General features: G+C 75.2%; 14 protein-coding genes. 5 read left to right on the top strand and 9 right to left on the bottom strand.

All coding sequences use genetic code 11. The annotated features are described in order from the left end of the window. Window positions 1-114 precede the first annotated feature (114 nt). A complete protein-coding gene (locus ACYVO2_RS12825) occupies window positions 115-2,709 on the bottom strand; it encodes a PA14 domain-containing protein (protein WP_461007850.1) in 2,595 nt (864 codons plus the stop codon). 356 nt (window positions 2,710-3,065) lie between these two features. On the opposite strand from ACYVO2_RS12825, the gene ACYVO2_RS12820 reads away from it, so the two are divergent. Beyond that, window positions 3,066-5,744, top strand: coding sequence for a glycoside hydrolase family 97 catalytic domain-containing protein (locus tag ACYVO2_RS12820; protein ID WP_461007849.1), 2,679 nt, complete (start codon window positions 3,066-3,068; stop codon window positions 5,742-5,744). Between the two features lie 31 nt (window positions 5,745-5,775). Here ACYVO2_RS12820 and ACYVO2_RS12815 read toward each other — a convergent pair whose 3' ends face one another. Next, the gene (locus tag ACYVO2_RS12815) at window positions 5,776-6,522 is read right to left on the bottom strand and encodes a uracil-DNA glycosylase (RefSeq protein ID WP_461007848.1); all 747 of its coding nucleotides are present in this window, start codon (window positions 6,520-6,522) and stop codon (window positions 5,776-5,778) included. 208 nt (window positions 6,523-6,730) lie between these two features. Between ACYVO2_RS12815 and ACYVO2_RS12810 the strand changes: the two genes are divergently transcribed. Together ACYVO2_RS12810 and ACYVO2_RS12805 are read left to right on the top strand one after the other, a co-directional pair. After that, complete coding sequence (locus ACYVO2_RS12810) at window positions 6,731-6,970, top strand: phosphopantetheine-binding protein (protein WP_461007847.1); 240 nt, start codon at window positions 6,731-6,733, stop codon at window positions 6,968-6,970. 118 nt (window positions 6,971-7,088) lie between these two features. Beyond that, entirely contained in the window at window positions 7,089-7,289 is a 201-nt protein-coding gene (locus ACYVO2_RS12805; protein ID WP_461007846.1) for a hypothetical protein, read from the top strand. A gap of 201 nt (window positions 7,290-7,490) precedes the next feature. Here ACYVO2_RS12805 and ACYVO2_RS12800 read toward each other — a convergent pair whose 3' ends face one another. The 6 genes from ACYVO2_RS12800 to ACYVO2_RS12775 form a co-directional block, all read right to left on the bottom strand. Then, window positions 7,491-7,874: a DUF2267 domain-containing protein gene (locus tag ACYVO2_RS12800; RefSeq protein WP_461007845.1), complete on the bottom strand. Its 384-nt coding sequence runs from the start codon at window positions 7,872-7,874 to the stop codon at window positions 7,491-7,493. Between the two features lie 107 nt (window positions 7,875-7,981). Beyond that, window positions 7,982-9,079, bottom strand: a complete 1,098-nt coding sequence (locus ACYVO2_RS12795; RefSeq protein ID WP_461007844.1) for a Gfo/Idh/MocA family protein — start codon at window positions 9,077-9,079, stop codon at window positions 7,982-7,984. After that, window positions 9,079-9,834 (bottom strand): sugar phosphate isomerase/epimerase family protein, encoded by a 756-nt coding sequence (locus ACYVO2_RS12790; RefSeq protein ID WP_461007843.1) that lies wholly within the window; start codon window positions 9,832-9,834, stop codon window positions 9,079-9,081. Before ACYVO2_RS12790 ends, ACYVO2_RS12795 begins: the two co-directional genes overlap by 1 nt. A gap of 314 nt (window positions 9,835-10,148) precedes the next feature. Then, window positions 10,149-11,183 (bottom strand): LacI family DNA-binding transcriptional regulator, encoded by a 1,035-nt coding sequence (locus ACYVO2_RS12785; protein WP_461007842.1) that lies wholly within the window; start codon window positions 11,181-11,183, stop codon window positions 10,149-10,151. Window positions 11,184-11,430: 247 nt separating this feature from the next. After that, window positions 11,431-14,049: a glycoside hydrolase family 48 protein gene (locus tag ACYVO2_RS12780; RefSeq protein ID WP_461007841.1), complete on the bottom strand. Its 2,619-nt coding sequence runs from the start codon at window positions 14,047-14,049 to the stop codon at window positions 11,431-11,433. A 428-nt stretch (window positions 14,050-14,477) separates the two neighbouring features. Beyond that, window positions 14,478-14,945, bottom strand: coding sequence for an ATP-binding protein (locus ACYVO2_RS12775; protein WP_461007840.1), 468 nt, complete (start codon window positions 14,943-14,945; stop codon window positions 14,478-14,480). A gap of 855 nt (window positions 14,946-15,800) precedes the next feature. On the opposite strand from ACYVO2_RS12775, the gene ACYVO2_RS12770 reads away from it, so the two are divergent. Together ACYVO2_RS12770 and ACYVO2_RS12765 are read left to right on the top strand one after the other, a co-directional pair. After that, complete coding sequence (locus ACYVO2_RS12770) at window positions 15,801-16,808, top strand: glycoside hydrolase family 6 protein (protein WP_461007839.1); 1,008 nt, start codon at window positions 15,801-15,803, stop codon at window positions 16,806-16,808. A 209-nt stretch (window positions 16,809-17,017) separates the two neighbouring features. After that, window positions 17,018-17,473 carry a DoxX family protein gene (locus tag ACYVO2_RS12765; RefSeq protein ID WP_461007838.1) on the top strand — a complete coding sequence of 152 codons (456 nt, stop codon included), beginning with the start codon at window positions 17,018-17,020 and terminating at the stop codon, window positions 17,471-17,473. A 5-nt stretch (window positions 17,474-17,478) separates the two neighbouring features. Here the strand turns inward: ACYVO2_RS12765 and ACYVO2_RS12760 are convergent, their stop codons facing one another. Beyond that, window positions 17,479-18,342: an AfsR/SARP family transcriptional regulator gene (locus tag ACYVO2_RS12760; RefSeq protein WP_461007837.1), complete on the bottom strand. Its 864-nt coding sequence runs from the start codon at window positions 18,340-18,342 to the stop codon at window positions 17,479-17,481. Between the last annotated feature and the right edge of the window lie 63 nt (window positions 18,343-18,405).

Genomic DNA, 18,405 nt, shown 5'->3' with positions numbered 1-18,405 from the left:
ACGCCTCCTCGCCGTCGCGGACCCGTCACCGACGACCCTAGCGAACGGCCCCGCCGCCCGGCCCGGGGCCGGGACCCGCCGTGGATCCCGGTCCCGGGCGCCCTCGCCGACGGCCTACCGGCAGCCCTCGGGCCCCTCGGGGCCGGCCGCCGCGGAGATCAGCTCCCGGTGCGCCGCGCGCAGCCGCTCCACATCCGGCTTGACCACCTTCCGGTCGTAGGTGAGCAGCCCGTTCAGCTCTCCCTCCACATCGGTGATCTGCGTGTACACCGCGCCGCTGCCGCCCTGGCACATCAGCGCCCGCACCTGGGCGAGCAGCTCCAGGTACGCGTCGGTGTACGCCTCGGCGTCCACGCTGACGTAGGTGTGCCGCACCGGCCAGGCGTGCCCCGGCACGGCGAGCCCGAGGCCCCCGTACTCGCCGGTGACCCTGGCCCGCCCCAGCGTGTCGTCGGGCAGCCGAGGGCTGGGGTAGCTGTGCGCGTCGGCGATGTCGCCGTTGCCGGTGTCGTGCCAGCCGCTCGCGCCGTTCACCAGCCGCGTCGGGTCCCACCGCGCGACCGTGGCGGGCACCCGCGGGCCGCCGTACTGGCCCCAGCCCTCGTTGAACGTCACCCACATCACCACCGAAGGGCTGCTCGCGTGCTGCTCCACGATCTCCAGCGCCTCGCGCTCGTACTGCTCCTGCGCCGCCGGCGTGGGTACGGTCGCGTCGTCCATGGCGGGCAGGTCCTGCCACACCAGCAGCCCGAGCCGGTCGGCCCAGTGGAACCAGCGGTCGGGTTCCACCTTGATGTGCTTGCGCACCGCGTTGAAGCCCATCCGCTTGTGCATCCGCAGGTCGTACGCCAGCGCCTCGTCCGTCGGCGGGGTGTGCAGCCCGTCCGGCCAGAAGCCCTGGTCGAGGGTGGCCATGGAGAACACGGGCCGCCCGTTGAGCAGCACCCGCCGCTCGCCGGCCACGGTGCCCACCGACACCTCGCGCATCCCGAAGTAGCCACCCACCCGGTCCGCGGCGGCGCCCCGGCCCGCCGTCACCGTCAGCCGGTACAGGTGCGGGTCGTCCGGCGACCACAGCCTGGGGTCGGGCACGGGCACCGCGAGGGGCTCGCCGGCGCGCCCGGTGGCCGTGCCGACCTTCCGCGCGCCGTCGTACGCGGTCGCGGTGACCGGGGTGCCCGCGGGCAGCCCGCGCGCCTCCACCGCCAGGCGCTCCCCGGAGAGGTCCGGGGTCAGCCGCAGGCTCTCCACGTGCTCGTCGGGGACCGGCTCCATCCAGACGGTCTGCCAGATCCCGGAGGAGGAGGTGTAGAAGATGCCGCCCGGCTTCAGGCTCTGCTTGCCCATCGGCGGGTTCTCGCCGCCCGCGGCGTCCGTCGGGTCGTACACCCCGACGACCAGCTCCTGGACGCGCCCGGGCCGCAGCGCGTCGGTGACGTCGGCGGAGAACCGGTCGTAGCCGCCGCGGTGCTCGGCCACCCGCCGCCCGTTGACGTACACCGTCGCCTGCCAGTCCACCGCGTCGAAGTTCAGCCGCAGCCGCCGCCCGTCGCCGATCCGCCAGTCCTCCGGGACGGTGAACGCGCGCCGGTACCACATGCGGTCCTCGTGCCGCTCCAGGCCGGACAGCGCGGACTCCACCGGGTAGGGAACCAGGATCCGCTCCTTCAGCCGCTGCCCGAACGGCGGGGCCTCGCCCGCCCGCGCGGCGGCGAACTCCCAGGTGCCGTTGAGGTTGCGCCACGCCTCGCGGGTCAACTGCGGGCGCGGGTACTCCGGCAGCGCGTTGCCCGGGCCGACCTCGTCCGTCCACGGCGTGGTCAACTGGTGCGCGGAGGCGTTGGCGCCGACGGTGAGGAAGGCGTCCACCGGGTCGCCGCCGTCCCGCGCCGCGAGCCCGCCCGCGCCGTCGTACCTGACCAGGGCCTCCCCGCCGCGGCCGACCACCGGCGCGCCCAGCGCGACCAGCAGCCGGGACGGGTCGGCGCCGTCCAGGCGGGCCGCGCCGAGCGGCCAGTCGGCGCCGCCGACGACGGCGGTCAGGTGCTCGGCCAGGTCCGCCGGGGGAGCGGCGAGCGGCTCGGCGAAGTCCAGGAGCAGGGTGCGGCCGTCGGGCCGGACGGAGGAGGCCAGCGGCCCGTCCCAGCGGAAGTCCTCCGGCGGCCGGAAGGCCGAGGGCGGCACGGGCTGCTTCGCGCCGCCCGGCGGGATCCAGTTCAGGTGGAGGTTCGAGCCGCCGTAGTGCTCGAAGAACTCGACCCTGATGTCGTGGGCGCGGCCCGCGGTGAGCTCGACCGGGGCGGAGGTCTGCTCCTTCTCCCAGTCGTCCACCCAGTGGTCGATGACCGGGCTGCCGTCGATCCACAGCCGGAACCCGTTGTCCCCGATCATCGAGAAGGTGTGCGGGCCGGATGTCTCGGGGACCAGCCGTCCGGTCCAGCGGACGCTGACATCGTTGTCCTGGCCGGTGGCGACGCGCAGCCGCGGTTCGAGGTTGCCGATGTCGAGACCGGTGTCGAGCGCGGTGGCCGTCAGCTCGTGGAAGTCGAAGGCGCCCGGGGCGGAGTGGACGTAGTACTCGCCCTTCAGCCCCCTGAGCTCGTCCGGGGCCGCCGCGGCCGAGGGACCCGGGGCCGCGAGCAGCCCCGCGGCGCCCAGGGCGGCGGCCAGCACGGTGACGAGGGGTCTGGCCAGTGGCGGGATGCGCATGTGCCCTCCTTGCTGTCGATCGCTGATGGTGCCGGGAGGAACAGCACTGATGCGGGTGATGGCCGATCAGCTCTGGGACAAGTGGGGCGCCCGCCATTGCGCCACCGCCCACAGAACCTGTCAATACCGAACGCGATCGCAACCGGTTGGGGTGCGGCCCGCCGTGGGAGGCGCGGGTGTCCGCCGACGGGTGCTCAGGACCGAGCGCGCCCCGCCCCGCGGGAAGGGGAGCCCTCGACCGGCGCGGCGCAATTCCCGTCCGGGGTCTTTACACCGCCTGACAACGTTGCCACCATTCCCACGAGCCCCAGCCCTGACAACGTTGCCAGAGCGCACGCGGCCCGCGGAGGACGCCCATGCCCACCCGCCCACCATCCGGAGCACTCGCCGTCCTCGCCGCCGCACTCGGCGGCGTCCTCGGCCTCGGGGTGCTGGCCCCGCCCGCGGCAGCCGCCCCGCCGCCCGCCGACCGCACCTGGACGGTCACCCAGCCGGCGCCCGGCACCGCGCGCGACGGCGCGGTCGCCGTGTCCGTCACCCTCGACGGCGCCACCGGAGCCCTGTCCCTGACGGCCCGGCACGGCGCCACCACCGTGCTGGAGCCCGCCCCGCTCGGCGCCGTCACCGACGAGGCCGACCTCACTTCGGGCCTGACCGCGGTGGGCCGCGCCGACCGCGTGGTCACCGAGCGGTACACCACCACGACCGGCAAGCGCCGGGAGCGCTCCGCCCTCATGCGCGAGACCCGCCTCGCCTTCGCCGGCCGGGACGGCCACCGCCTGGACGTGGTGCTGCGCGTCGCCGACGACGGGTTCGCCTACCGGTACGTCCTGCCGGACGGCGACGGCGACGGCCGGGTGACGGTGCGCCGCGAGGCGTCCGCCTACCGGCTGCCGGCCGACGCGACGGCGTGGCTGATGCCGTACACGGTCAACTACGAGCGGCCCCGCGTGCGGACCACGGCGGGCGACGCCGCCCCCGGCGCGTACGGCCACCCGTCGCTGTTCCGCGTGGGCGGCTCCCACGTCCTGCTCACCGAGTCCGACGTGGACGGCCGCTACTCCGGCAGCCGCCTGGTGCACCCGGCCGGTACCGCCCGCTACGAGGTGGCGCTCGCCGACGAGCAGGTCACCTCGACCGGCCCGCTGGCCACCCCGTGGCGCACCGCGGTCGTCGGCGACCTCGCCGAGGTCACCGGCTCCACCCTCACCGACGACCTGGCGCCGCCTTCCCGGATCGGCGACACCTCCTGGATCCGGCCGGGCAGGGTGGCCTGGTCCTGGCTCGCCGGGTTCGGCCAGGCGCAGCGCAGCCTGGCCACCCAGAAGCGCTTCGTGGACTTCAGCGCCGCCCACGGCTGGGAGTACACGCTGGTGGACGACGGCTGGAAGACCACCGACTGGATGCCGCGGCTGATCGAGCACGCCACGGCGCGCGGTGTGCGGATCCTGCTGTGGGTGCACTGGACGGACCTGGACACCGCGGGGGAGCGCGAGGAGCTGCTCACCCGCTTCCAGCGGTGGGGCGTCGCCGGAGTGAAGATCGACTTCATGGACTCCGACGCCCAGGAGCGGTACCGCTGGTACGACGAGGTGCTGGAGGCGACCGCCGAGCGGCGGCTGCTGGTCAACTTCCACGGCTCGACCATCCCGCACGGCATCCAGCGCACCTGGCCGCACGTGATGTCGATGGAGGCCGTGTGGGGCGCCGAGCAGGGCAACGTCGGCATCGGCGACATCACCACCCTGCCGTTCACCCGCAACGTGGTCGGCTCCATGGACTACACGCCCATGGGCTTCCAGTTCGGCACCCGCACCACCACCGAGGCCGCCGAGCTGGCCCTGTCCGTCGTCTACGAGTCCGGCTTCCAGAACTACGCGGGCTCGGTGGAGGCCTACCGGCAGCGGCCCGAGCTGGTGCGCTTCCTCGAGCAGGTGCCCACGGTGTGGGACGACACCCGGCTGCTGTCCGGCGGGCCCGGCGACGAGGCCACCTTCGCGCGCCGCGCCGGGGACCGGTGGTTCCTCGGCTCGGTGGCCGCGGCCGGCGGGGAGCGGCGGGTCCCGCTGGACTTCCTCGGCGCCGGGCGCTGGCGCGTGGACGTCGTCCGGGACGGCGCGGACGGGCTGGAGCGGGAGAGCAGGCTCGTCACCCGGCGCGACACCCTGACCGTGCCCACCCGCGACGGCGGCGGGTTCGCGGCCCTGGCCTGCCGCCCCCGCCCGGACACGCTGAGCTGCGACCGGCCGGTGGACCGCGTCCCGCCCACCACCCTCACCGTCACCCCCGCCCGCGCCGGCGCCGACGCCGGCGGCACGCTCGAGGTGACCGCCCGCCTCACCGTGGACGAGGTCGGCCCGGTCCGGGACGTGACCGTGGCGCCCGAGGTCCCCGAGGGCTGGACCGTGCGGGGCGAACCGGCCCGCGCGGCCGAGCTGGCGGTGGGCGGCGAGCTGACCGCCCGCTGGACGCTCACCGTCCCCGGCGACGCGCCCCCGGGAGCCGTCGGGATCCCGGTGACCGCCCGCTACCGGGTGCCCGGCGGCCCCGCCCTGAGCAACGGGGAGACCGTGCGGGTGTCCGTCTCGCCGCCCGGTGTGGACTACGTCAGCGACCTGCCCTTCACCGCGCAGCGCAACGGCTGGGGGCCGGTGGAGCGCGACATGTCCAACGGCGAGACCGGCGACGGCGACGGCGGGCCGCTGCGCGTCGGCGGCACCACCTACGACAAGGGCCTCGGCGTGCACGCGGCGTCCGAGGTGACGGTCGCCCTGAACGGCGCCTACCGGCGGTTCACCGCGCGGGTGGGCGTGGACGACGAGGTGAGCAGGCCCGGCACGGTGGTGTTCGAGGTGCTGGCCGACGGCGAGCTGCTCGCCCGCACCGGCGTGCTGAGCCTCGGCGACGAGGCCGCGGTGGTGGACGTGGACGTCACCGGAGCCGGGGAGCTGACGCTGCGGGTCACCGACGGCGGGGACGGGGTGGACTCCGACCACGCCGACTGGGCCGACGCCAGGCTGCTCCAGGCCGGGTAGCCGGCCCGGCCCGCCGCGGGTCCTCCGGCGGTCAGGGCGCCGGAAGACCCGCGGCCCGCGCCGCGTCCGCCAGCACCGCGCCCAGCATCTCCCGGGTGAGCCGGCCGGTGAAGGTGTTCTGCTGGCTGACGTGGTAGCAGCCGAACAGCCCCAGGTCGGGCCCGCCGTCCACGGCCCGCAGCGTGGTGCGCGCGCCGTGCCCGAACACCGGGCGCGGCCTGGGCACCGCCCAGCCCGCGGCGGCCAGCGCGGGCAGCGCGGCGGTCCAGCCGAAGGACCCGAGCACCACCACCGAGCGCAGCGTCGGCCGCAGCAGCTCCAGCTCCCGCACCAGCCAGGGGCGGCAGGTGTCGCGCTCCTCCACGGTGGGCTTGTTCGCGGGCGGCGCGCAGTGCACGGGCGCGGTGATCCGCACCCCGTGCAGCTCCAGGCCGTCGCCGCGGTGCGTGGAGGTGGGCTGACTGGCCAGTCCCGCCGAGTGCAGCGCCGCGTACAGGAAGTCGCCCGAGCGGTCGCCGGTGAACATCCGGCCGGTGCGGTTGCCGCCGTGCGCGGCCGGGGCGAGCCCTATGACCAGCAGCGCCGCGTCCGGCGGCCCGAAGCCGGGCACCGGCCGCGCCCAGTAGTCCCAGTCCTGGTAGGCGCGCCGCTTGGCCCGGCCCGCCGCCTCCCGCCAGGTCACCAGGCGCGGACAGGCGAAGCAGCGGGACACCAGCGCGTCCAGGTCGGCGACGCCCGGCGCGCCGGGAGCCTCGCGCGCGGGCTCGGAGACGGTCATGCGGCCTCTCGCGGGGGTCGGGTGCGTGGCGCCGTGCGGCCCGGGGCGGCCGTCGGCGCGGACGACGATACCGGGAGCGCCCACCCGCCCCGTCCGGCACCCGGGTGCGGCCCGGCCCGGCGGTGTTTCCGCCCGCGCGGGCGTGGTACTGGCCAGGGTGCCACCGCGGTCGGGGGACCGCACACCCCGAGGGTTACAGGGAACGGCGATGAAGACCCACGAGCAGCGGGTGAAGGAGATCGTCGCCCGGCACTTCGGCATCCGGCCGGACGCCGTCGGCTACTCCTCGCACTTCGTCCAGGACCTGGGCGCCGACGAGGAGAGCAGGCGCGAGCTGCTGCGCACCATCCAGCGGGAGCTGCGCTGCGACATCTTCAACAGCGACGCGGACGCCATGATGACGCCGAAGCAGATCGTGGAGTACGTGCAGGAGTACTACGGGGAGTGAGCGAACCGCCTCCTCCCGTCACCCGCCCGGCTCCCGCGCAGGGGGATTCATGCGGTTTGTCGGCATATGTCCTGGGAAGCCGAACCGGAGGCCCAAGGGACCCAAGGAGGTGGACGCCGTGCCCGAACCCGGGAGCAAGAAGTACGACACCAAGCGGGCGAAGCTGCGCAAGGAGGCGGAGGACCGGGGGATCCCCGACCGGCACGCCAACGAGCACGCCAACGAGACGCTCAAGGACGACCCGCACTGGCGCAGCCGCGGCCCGCGCACCGAACGCGGCCTCGGCCCCAAGGGGGAGCGCCCCGGCAGCCACAAGTGACCCGCGGCCGGTGAGGACGGCGCACCCGGGGGCCGCCCCGCGCGCGCGCCGTTGGGCCGCGGCCGCGGCTCGACCCGGCCGCGGCTCGACCCGGCGGAGCCGGAACGGCGGACCCCGGCGGAGGCGACGCGCACACCGTGCCGCCGCTCCCGCCGGGGTCCGCCCGTCGCAGCCCCGCCCGGCCCCGCGGGGGGCCGGGCCTCACGCCAGTTCCGGCTTCCCGAACAGCGGCGCGAACCCGGAGGGCAACTGGCTGATCAGCTTGTTCAGCTCACCGCCGCTGACCTCGTCCGCGATCACCGAGAGCACCGCGCGGGTGTGCTGCTCCGCCGTCGGCCCGTCGGCGTCCGTGCTCTGCGCGACCTGGTGCACGAACTCCCTCACACCCCAGGTGCGGGGCGCCGCCTGGGAATCCTCCAGGATCTCGGAGAGCTCCCGCGGCAACTGGTCGGCCAGGTGCTCGGCCGACGCGGGGGCCAGCCGGTTGCCCAGCGTCCGCACCACGGCCTCGGTGATCCGGTCGGCGTCGTCACCGGCGTGAGGGTCGCGGTCGCGTACGGCCGCCAGCATCTCTCCGTACTTCATCGGCTGCTCCGCTCCTCGTCGCTCTGGGCCGGGACACGGCGCCGCTCCTGGTCGAGCGCCGCCCCGGACCGGAATACAACCGCCGTACGTACCACCGCCCCGGCCCGCTAAACACCGGCCGTGTACGGGTCCCAGTCCTCCGGCAGCGGCTCGGGGACCGCGCAGCCACCCGGCACCGGCACGAACGCGCCCGTGGACGCCGACCGCTCCACCGCGGTCATCGTCTCCAGCACATGCAGCGCCAGCTCGCCCGACGCGCGGTGCGGCACCCCGGCGCGCAGCGACCTGGCCATGTCGAGCACGCCCAGGCCCCGGCCCCCGACCGGCCCTTGCGGCTCCACCGCCGTCCACTCCCGCGCGCCCGCCCGGCGCAGCCGCACCGCGCCGTCGAACCGGTTGGGGTCCGGCAGGGCCAGGGTGGCCTCCGTGCCCGTGATCTCCAGGAAGCCGTCCCTGGACAGCGGCGAGTCGTAGCTGAGCACCACGGACGCCGCCTGGCCCGCCGCGTAGTCCACCAGCGCCGCCACATGCGTGGGCACCTCCACCGTGAACTCCGTGCCCGCCTTCGGCCCCGCCCCGATCACCCGGCGCTCCCTGGACCGCCGCGCCACCGAGGCGACCCGCTCCGCCGGGCCGAACAGCGTGGCCAGCGCCGTCAGGTAGTAGGGGCCGATGTCGAACAGCGGCCCGGCGCCGTGCCGGAAGAGGAACTCCGGGTCGGGGTGCCACGACTCGGGCCCGGGGCCCTGCATCAGCGTCAGCGCCGTCAGCGGGGTCCCTATCGCCCCGGACTCGATGACGCGCCGGGCCGTCCGCAGCCCCGCGCCGAGGAAGGTGTCCGGCGCGCACCCCACCCGCACCCCGGCCCGTTCGGCCGTGTCCATCAGGGCCCGGCCCGCCACGGGGTCCAGCGCCAGGGGCTTCTCGTTCCACACGTGCCGGCCCGCCTCCACGGCGGCCATGGCCACCTCGGCGTGCGCCGCGGGCACGGTCAGGTTCACCACCAGCTCCACCCCGGGGTGGCGCAGCGCCTCCTCGGTGGTGCCCGCCCCGGCTATGGCGAACTCGGCGGCCCGCGCGCGGGCCCGCCCGGGGTCGAGGTCGGCGCAGAACAGCACCCGCAGGTCGGGGAAGGAGGTGAGGTTCGTCAGGTACTCGTGGCTGATCGTCCCGCAGCCGACCACCGCCACGCCGATCGGCGCCATCACCGCGCTCCGCGGGAGGTCAGCCAGGCGTGGCTCTCCCCGACGGCCGCCAGCACGTCCGTCGCGCAGTGGTCCAGCTCCACCACGTGCCACTCCACGCCGGGCAGCGCGTCCAGGACGGCGGCGACCGGCATCCGCCCGGCGCCCACGGCCGTCATCGGGTCGTCCTTGGTGATCGGACCGTCCTTGACGTGCAGGTGCGTGACCCGCCCGGTGCCGCCGTCCAGCGCCCGCAGCAGGCCGGGCACGTCCTCGCCGCCCACCGCCGCCCAGTAGGTGTCCACCTCGAGCAGGACCCCGGGCGCCAGCTCGTCGGCGAGCACCCGCAGCGCCGCCCGCCCGCCGGGCCGGGAGGACAGCTCGAAGTCGTGGTTGTGGTAGCCCAGCCGCAGGCCCTCGTCGGCCGCGCGCCGCGCCGCCTCGTTGAGCTCGGCGGCCAGTTGCCGCACCGCGTCGGTTCCGGTGAAGCGCTCCGGCGGCTGGTAGGGCACGAACACCGTGTCCGCGCCCACCACCCGCGCCCCGCGCCACGCCCGCCCGGCGTCGCCGCCGAGCACCGGGGCATGGGTGGCGCACACGGCGAGCCCGGCCTCGGCCAGGTCGTCGCGCAGGCGCTCGGGGTCGGTGATCACGTCGTACGCCTCGACCGCGGTGTACCCGAAGTCCGCCAGGGCCTTCAGGGTGCCGGGGCGGTCGGTCGCCAGGCGGTCGCGGACGGTGTAGAGCTGCACGGCCAGTGGGGTTCTCGTCGTCATGCACGGCCTCTCGGGGGAGAAGGGAGACGCCCGGCACACACAGAAACTCACACGAACACACACGCGAGCATCAGCGTAAAAACCCGCTGACATGTGGTCAATATCCCCAACAGCCCCAGTTTTCCCAAGAAAACCGGAGGAACCCCCGTTCCGCGCCCCCGCGCCCCCGCGGCCGCCCGCCGGGCCCGCTCAACCCCGCCCGCCCGAGCACGATCCGGTACGGCCTCCGGCTCCCGCCCCGCCCCGGCTCAGGGGCGGGGCGCCGCCCGCCCGGTCACCTCCCGTGCCCGGCCCGCGCCCCGCCTCACCCGCCGTCAGGTCGTCGCCCGCCGCACCAGCTCCGTGGGCAGCAGGATCGACGGCGGCAGGTCCGGGTCCCCGGCCAACTGGGACAGCAGGCGCCAGGTCATCGTCCGGCCCAGCTCCTCGATGGGCTGGCGGATCGTGGTCAGCGGGGGCGTGGTGGTCGCGGCGAACTCGCTGTCGTCGAAGCCCACCACCGCCACGTCCTCCGGGATCCGCCGCCCGGCCGCCCGCAGCACCCGCATCGCCCCCACCGCCATCAGGTCGGAGGCGACGAACACCGCGTCCAGGTCCGGGTGCGCGGCCAGCAGCCGCTCCATCGCTGCCGCCCCGCCCTCCAGGGTGAAGTCGGCGTGCTCCACGGCGTCCGCGGCCAGGCCCGCCGCGGCCATGCCGCGCCGCCAGCCGCTGAGCCGGTCGATGCCCACCGCCATGTCACGGGGGCCGGCGATGGTGCCGACCCGGCGGCGCCCGGTGTCGATCAGGTGCTTGGCCGCGGCGCCGGCGCCGCCGAAGTTGTCCGAGTCCACGTACGGCGCGTCCACCCGGGTCAGCGGACGGCCGCCGAGCACCACCGGCAGCCCGGCCGCCACCAACTGCCCCGGCAGCCGGTCCTCCCCGTGCATGCTGGCCACCAGCGCGCCGTCCACATGGCCGCCGCACACGTAGCGGGCGAGGCTGCCCTCGTCCTCCTCCTCGCTGGACATCAGCAGCACCAACTGGAGGTTGCTCTTGGCCAGGCCCCGGTGGATGCCGCGCAGGATCCGCGCGAAGAACGGGTCGCTCAGTACCAGGTTGCCGGGCTCGGACACCACCAGCGCGATCGACCCGGTCCGCCGGGTGGCCAGCGACCTGGCGACCCGGTTGGCCCGGTAGCCGAGGCTCGCCACCGCCTCGGCCACCGCCTCCCGCGCCTTCGCGCTGACATAGGGGGCGCCGTTGATGGCGCGGGACGCCGTGGCGCGGGAGACCCCCGCCGCCCGCGCCACCTCGTCGAGGGTCGGGGACGGGCGTGTCCCGGACCGGACCTCGGAATCAGTAGTCACCGGCTCTCCGTTCGGCGGCGCGCCCTGGTCACGGCCCTGGTCACGGCAGATCTGGAAGCGCTCCCAGACTACCTTCGCCGCCTCCGCTCACGAAAGCTCCGCCCGCCCGCCCGTCGCCCCACCGCCGCCCCGGCGGCGGGCGACGCGACGGGTGGGCGGGCGCGGCGTGCCTCCGGGCCCGCCGTCCGCCGGCGGGCCCGGAGGCTCTTGCCCGGATGTCCCGGTCACCTGCTGTCGCGGCTTCCGGTCAGCCGAACAACTGCCCGTGCTTGGCGAACGCCGTGGCGATCTCCGTCTGGGCCCAGAACCGGTGGTAGGTGAACGTCGGCGCGGCGCCGCCGTTGAGGTAGCTCTGCACCTTCGGCCAGTCCGGGTCGGACCGGTAGAACGAGCGGATCGACAGGAACGTGGAGCTGGAGTTGATCGCGTCCCCGTTGGGCATGGTGCCCGTCCAGCCGCTCGGGATGTACAGCTTGTTCTCCGCGGAGGTGTCCGTGAACCGGTTGTAGTCGGCCCGGGTCTCCGGGGTCGTGATGCCCTTGCTGGTCTGGTGGGCCAGCAGCGCGTCCAGCAGCCCCTCCGCGACCGTCCTGGACTGGGTGTGGCCGGAGCCCTTGGCGTAGTACATCAGCGTCTTGGCGAGCGCCGCCGCCACACCGACGTCCTGGTTGCGGTTGACCACGCTCACGTGCAGGTTGGTGTTGGTGCCCGGGCTGGAGGGGTTCCAGGTGTTCGGACGGCCGCTCCAGGACAGGTCCGCCGGGACCTGGAAGTTCCCGTTCGTGCCCACCTGGGTGTTGGCGATCGCCCACGGCACCCACTTGTCCAGCAGCGCCTTGGCCCGGGTGTTCCCGGTGCGCTGGTACAGCTCGGCGAAGCGCTCCATGCTCCACACCTGGAAGCCGAACCACCGGTTGCTCGGCGGGTCGTGCCACACCGGCTGCGGGTCGTAGAACATGCCGTAGAACGTCGGCGAGCCGGACGGCGGCGTGCCGTACTGGCCGTCCCAACTGTTGGTGGCACCGCCCGCGATGCCGCCCTCGCTGGACTGGAGCCAGCGCATGAACTCCAGTTGCCGGGTCAGGCTGGTCGACCAGTCGCTCGCCCCGGTGGACGACACGGGCCTGAGCTGCGCGTCGTTGGCCAGCGCGTACGCGGCCATCGGGTTCTGGTAGCCCTGGTGCGCCGCGCCGTCGCCGATCCGCCACGCCCACGCGTTGGAGGTGTCCAGTGAGCCGCCCCAGGCGTAGTACCAGGACAGCAGGTAGTGGCTGCTGTTCTTGCCGCTGCCCGCCGGGCAGGAGGAGGGGCCGACGCAGTTGCCGATCCGCTTGAAGTACTTGTCGAAGAACGAGTACCGCAGGTAGTCGCCCATCTTCGACGCCTTGCGCACCACGTCGGCGATCTGCGCGCTCTTGCCCTGCGCCGCCGCGGCCAGCTTGGCCTGGTAGACGACCTGCACCACGCGGGCGTCGGCGTCGGGCGCGTTGGTGTACTTCCACTGCTTGGCGTAGGAGGAGTCACCGGTGAACAGGTCCAGGTAACCGTTGCGCCCGCCGAAGGCGAACGTGTCGCAGGACGGCTGGGTGACCGTCTCCCACACCGACTCCTGGGAGCCGCGCTGGAAGGTGTTGATGAAGGCGGGCGCCGTGGTCCGGTCGCCGCACCGGCCGAAGCCGTAGGTGTTGTCCACGTCCAGCAGCCAGTGCATGCCGTAGATGTCGCTGGTGCCGTACGCGGAGCGCAGCTCGGCGGCGAGCGGGTCCTGGCCGACGGGCACGTTCGGGTCCAGCCGCGACGGGTAGCTCTTCGGGCTCGGGTACTCGGCCGCGTAGGTGGCGGGCTTGCTCGCGTTGTACCCGCTGTTGGTGGGCTGGTCGGCCGCGGGCGGGATGGCGTAGCGCTCCAGCGACTGGTAGGCGCGGTTGAACGGCGCCCAGTCGCCGGTGATCCTGCCGTACTCCGACTCCAGCCACAGGTAGTAGCTGAACGCCTCGGAGGTGGTCTGGTGCCCGTGGTCGGGCGCCTCCACGATCAGCGTCTCGATGGAGTGGTACGGCACGAGCAGGCTCCCGAAGGTGCGGAAGTAGCCGCTCGACGGGTTCTTGATCTTGTTGTACTGGGTGAGGAACGCCTGGTCGTACGGGGGAGCGGCGGCGGACAGCTCCTGCACCGGCACGGACGCCGCCGCGAAGCCGGGCGCGCCGGCCTCGAAGGTGGCCTTGCCCAAAGCTCCCTCGGTGTCGGCCGAGCCGACCGTCACCTTCCGCGGCCGGTCCCAGTCCTCCGGGGTGAACACGAGCGTGCCGGGGCTCGCCGCCAGGTCGGAGCTGCCGGAGGCGCGCCGCACCTGCACCGTCACCGGGGAGGCGGGGCGGGTGGCCAGGGAGACCTCGAAGGAGGTGCTGCGGCCCTGCCTCACCTGTGCGGTGGTCGCGGAGGCGACCACGGTCGGCTTGGCCAGCACCTGCACCTGGGCCGCCCGCGACCCGGCGACGACCTCGCCGGAGTCGTCGTACGCCTTGGTGGTCACGGTGTACTGGCCGGGCGCCACGTTCGTCCACCGGCCCTCGTACGGGGCCGCGGTGTCGGTGGCGAGCAACTGGCCGTCCGCGTAGAACTCCACCTTGGCGACGTCGCCCGCGGCCTCGGCCGCCAGCGGGATGCTGGCCCGGCCCATGAAGTAGTTGGTCGCGCCGGTCTCCAGGGAGCCGAGCGCGACCGTGGACACCGCGCCGCGGCCGGCCTCACCGCCGGCGGACTGGGCGGCCGAGGTCGCGGGCAGGACGCCCGCGAGCAGACCGGCGAGCGCCAACGCGCCGGTGACCGGTCCTGGCCTGATGCGGCGTCGGGAACGTAAAGGCATCGCCTGATTCCTTCCCTGTCTGCGCACATGGGGGGAGAAGGCCGGTTCCGGGGAGGAGCGCCGCCCGCACGTCCGCCCCCGGAACCGGGGCATGTGGGGAATCCGCGCAGCGACGCCGATGGGGCGGCGGGGTGGAGCGGTGGGGCGCCAGGACGGGGCCGGCGGGTGGGGGGACGTGACCGCCGGTCGGCCCTGGATGCGGCGCTGCGGATGAACGGAACTGCTCGGTGGAGCGGTGGAGCGGTGGATCCGTGGGGGAGGATCCGTCGGCCGCCGCACGCGAGGCGCTGTGCGCGCGGGACCGGGGAGCGCTTTCCGCGGCTCGTTGGAAGCGCTTCCAGTCAGGACTGTATCCGTGACATGACAATCTGGAAACCCTGGCGGAACGAGTTGTTCCCCCGATCCTCGGCGGCGGGGCGGCCGCCGGGTCACGGGAGGGGGAGGCGCACCACCACGGTCTTGCCGGCCCCGTCGGGGTCCGCGGGCACGGACTTGCTGCCGCCCGCCTCGGCCACCAGCGCCTCGACCATGCGCAGGCCCCAGCCGCCGGTGCCGTCCGGGTGGGGCTCGGGCGGGGTGGCGGGCCGGAGTGGGTGGCGGTCGTGCACGGCGACGGTCAGCGCGCCGTCCGCCAGCGCCACGGAGACGTGCATCCGCGGGGAGAGCGCGGCGGCGTGCCGGACGGCGTTGGTGGTCAGCTCGCTGAGCACCAGTAAGGCCGTCTCGCGCAGCGCGTGGTCGCCGGTCAGGCCCCACGCGTCCAGGGCGCCGGCGACGACGGTGCGGGCCGCGGGCACCGAGGGCGGGGTCGTGGGCAGGTCCACGTTCAGGCGGCAGCAGTCGCGGCGGCGGACGCGGCGCCCGCCGGCGGCGGGCGCGGCCCCGGCTGCGTGCATCACGGTCTTCCTTCCGGCCAGGAGGGGGACGGGACACCGCCGTCGGCCGCGCGAGGGGCCACCCCGGTGCGGGCACCGTCCGCCGGGCGGGGCCGTGCCCCGGCCGTGCGCGGTGACGGGGCGGCCCGGCCTCGCGGCTGTCTGGAAGCGCTCCCAGCGATCCCGACTGTAACGGTGCGGAAACGTCTTTGAGAAGGCGTCGGGCGGCAACGGCCGCAATCGGGGCGGACCGCACCGGACCCCGGCCCGTCCGCGCCCGGGGCCCGGCCGCGGGGCCCGGGCGGCGCCGGCCGCGGCGCGCGCCCCCGGGCCCGCGTCCCGGGTGCCCGAATGCGTGCGGCCCGTCCACGCCGGGCGCGGGCGACCCCGGGCGGTCGGCGCGCTCGGTGGTGTGCGCGGCGGCGCTCCGCAGGTCGGAGGCGGTGCGCCGGGACGGGGCGGGGCCCGAGGGTGTCCCCTCCCCGGCGCCCCGCGGGGTCTGACCCCGCGTCGCCGCCCCGCCCCGTCCGCCCGCCCCGAGTACCCCGTCGGCGGCGCGTCCCGCCCTCTCCGGCCCGCCGCGCACCGCGGTCCGCGCCCCCGCGTCGCCCGTCCCGCCCCCCTGTGACGCTCCCCTTGACACGGAAGACGCGCTTCCTAATGCTGCTTGGAAGCGCTTCCAATTCCCCCCACCCGTCCGCGCAGTGGCCCGGTCCGGGCCGCGGCGCTCCTTCGGCGGCATCGCGCCACCCGTCCCCCCGCCCGGTGCGCGCGGCCGTTCGCCGTTGTCGGTGCGCCTGCGCCTTCCCACGGCCGGATCCGTCCGACCTCCCGCGCGTCGTTCCGCCTTCCGTCACCCGCACTGATGGAGATGTCATGTCCATGATCAAAAAGCGGCCCTCGCTCGTGGCCGCCGCCCTGCTCGCCCTGGCGACCGCGGCCACGGTGTCCGTGCCCGCCGCCGGCGCGGCCCCCGCCGCGTCGTCCGCGCCCCGCGCCGACTCCGCGTTCTACGTGGACCCCCAGACGCAGGCCGCCAGGTGGGTCGCCGCCAACCCGGGCGACGGGCGCATGCCCGTCATACGCGACCGCATAGCCTCCGTCCCCGCCGCACGGTGGTTCACCACCACCAACACCAGCACGATCCGCAGCGAGGTCAGCTCCTACGTGGGGGCGGCCGCGAACGTCGGCAAGATCCCGATCCTGGTCGTCTACGACATGCCGAACCGGGACTGCGGCGGCCCCAGCGGCGGCGGCGCGCCCAGCCACACCGCCTACCGCCAGTGGATCGACGAGCTCTCCGCGGGGCTCGCCGGGCGGCCCGCCACCATCGTGCTCGAACCCGACGTGCTGGCCCTGATGTCCAACTGCATGAACAGCGGGCAGCAGGCCGAGACCGTGGCGTCGATGGCCTACGCGGGCAAGAAGCTCAAGCAGGGCTCCGCCCAGGCCAAGGTGTACTTCGACGCCGCCCACTCCACCTGGCTCGCCCCCTCCGAGATGGCCAACCGGCTGCGCCGCGCCGACATCGCCAACAGCGCCGACGGCATCTCCACCAACGTCTCCAACTACAACCGCACCGCCAACGAGGTCTCCTACGCCAAGTCGGTCCTCGGGGCGCTCGGCAACAGCAGGCTGCGCGCCGTCATCGACACCAGCCGCAACGGCAACGGCCCTGCGGGCAGCGAGTGGTGCGACCCGTCCGGACGGGCCTTGGGCACCCCGAGCACCACCAACACCGGCGACGCCCAGATCGCCGCCTTCCTGTGGGTGAAGCTGCCCGGCGAGGCGGACGGCTGCATCGCGCCCGCCGGCCAGTTCGTGCCGCAGCGTGCCTACGAGCTGGCGATCGCCGCGGGAGCCCGCACCGCCACCACCCGGTGACGTGACACTCCGCGCCATCGGGCGCGCGGCGGCGCTCGGCGCCGCCGCGCGCACCCGCATCGGGGCCCGGCCCACCACAGGACCGGCCCCCCGCCCGCCCCGGCCGGTCGCCTCGCGGCGCCCGGCCGGCCGCGCACCGCACGCAGGCAAGGCGCACACCGATCCGCCACCGGCCCGCACGGGCCGCCCGAGACCTTATGGAGTACCCAATGGACCTGCTGGGCCTGGTGGACAGAGCCAGGGACTACGTCCTGGCGGCGTTCCGCATCCTGGTGGGGTTGCTGTTCGCCTGCCACGGGGCGGCGACCCTGTTCGACGTGATGGGCGGGCCGCACGGCGGTGACGTGCCCGACGCCGGGGCCTGGCCCTCCTGGTGGGCCGCGGTGATCCAACTGGTGGGCGGCATCCTGGTCGCGCTCGGGCTGGGCACCAGGCTGTCGGCGGTGCTGTGCTCGGGCTCCATGGCCTACGCGTACTTCACCGAGCACCAGTCGGAGGCGTTCTTCCCCATCGAGAACGGCGGCGAGGCCGCGGTGATGTTCTGCTGGACGTTCCTGATCATCGCGCTGTACGGCCCCGGCAAGTGGGCGCTGGACCCGCTCCTGGCCCGCTCCCGCGCCGGGCAGCGGCAGGAGGCGCAGGGCACGCCGACCGCCCCGGTGTGAGCCGCTCACCGCGGCGGCCCGGCCCCGCTCGCCGCCCGGCACCGTCCCCCGCGCACCGCCCCGGCCCCGCGGCCTCCCCCCACCCGCGGCCGGTGCGGTGCGCGGACCGGCGCGGGGGAGTGCGCGGGGGCGGCCAGGCCCGGGTCGCCGCGCCGGATCGCCTCCTCCAGCGCGCGCAGCCCCGGCCCCGGCGCCACCCCCAGCTCGCGCAGCAGCAGCCGCCGGGTCTCGCGGTACGCCTGGAGCGCCTGCGCGGTGCGGCCGTCGCGGTGCAGGGCCAGCATCCACTGGCCGGTGAACACCTCGTGGGCGGGGTGGGCGCGGGCCGCCCGGCCCAGCTCCTCCAGCACGGCGCCGTGCCGCCCCAGGCGCAGACAGAGCTCGAAGCGCTCCCGCATGGCGGCGAGCCGCAGCTCCTGGAGCGCCGGCAGCTCGACGGCGCGCAGCGGGCAGTCGCCGACGTCCTCCAGGGCCCCGTCCCGCCACAGCGCCAGCGCCGCGTCGAGCCGGTCGGCCGCGGCGGCCGGGTGGTGCCGCGCCTCCCGGCGGGCGCGGTCGCGCAGGGCCGTGAACCGTGCCAGGTCGATCTCGTCCGGCCGGGCGAGCAGTTGGTAGCCGCCGGGGCGGGTGGCGATCCGGTCCTGGCCCAGGGCCCGGCGCAGCCGCTTGACGTAGTTCTGCGCGGTGACCCTGGCGGTCGGCGGCGCGGCGGCCCCCCACAGGCGCTCGGCGACGAGCTCCACCGGGGTGACCTGCCCGGCCCGCAGCAGCAGCGTGGCCAGGGTGGCGCGGAGCATGGGCGCGGTCAGCGGCACGGGCGCGCCGTCGTCGTCCCGTACCTCCAGCGGCCCCAGGATGCGGAAGTCCACGGGTCCGTCCCCCCGTCTGCGTCGTCGTTGGTTCGTCGTCGTGGGCGCGGCGGGTTCGTGGGC

The organism is Streptomyces capparidis (genome assembly GCF_054782095.1).
Note: the sequence above shows the minus strand (reverse complement) of the source record. Positions and strands in the feature narration are given on the sequence as shown.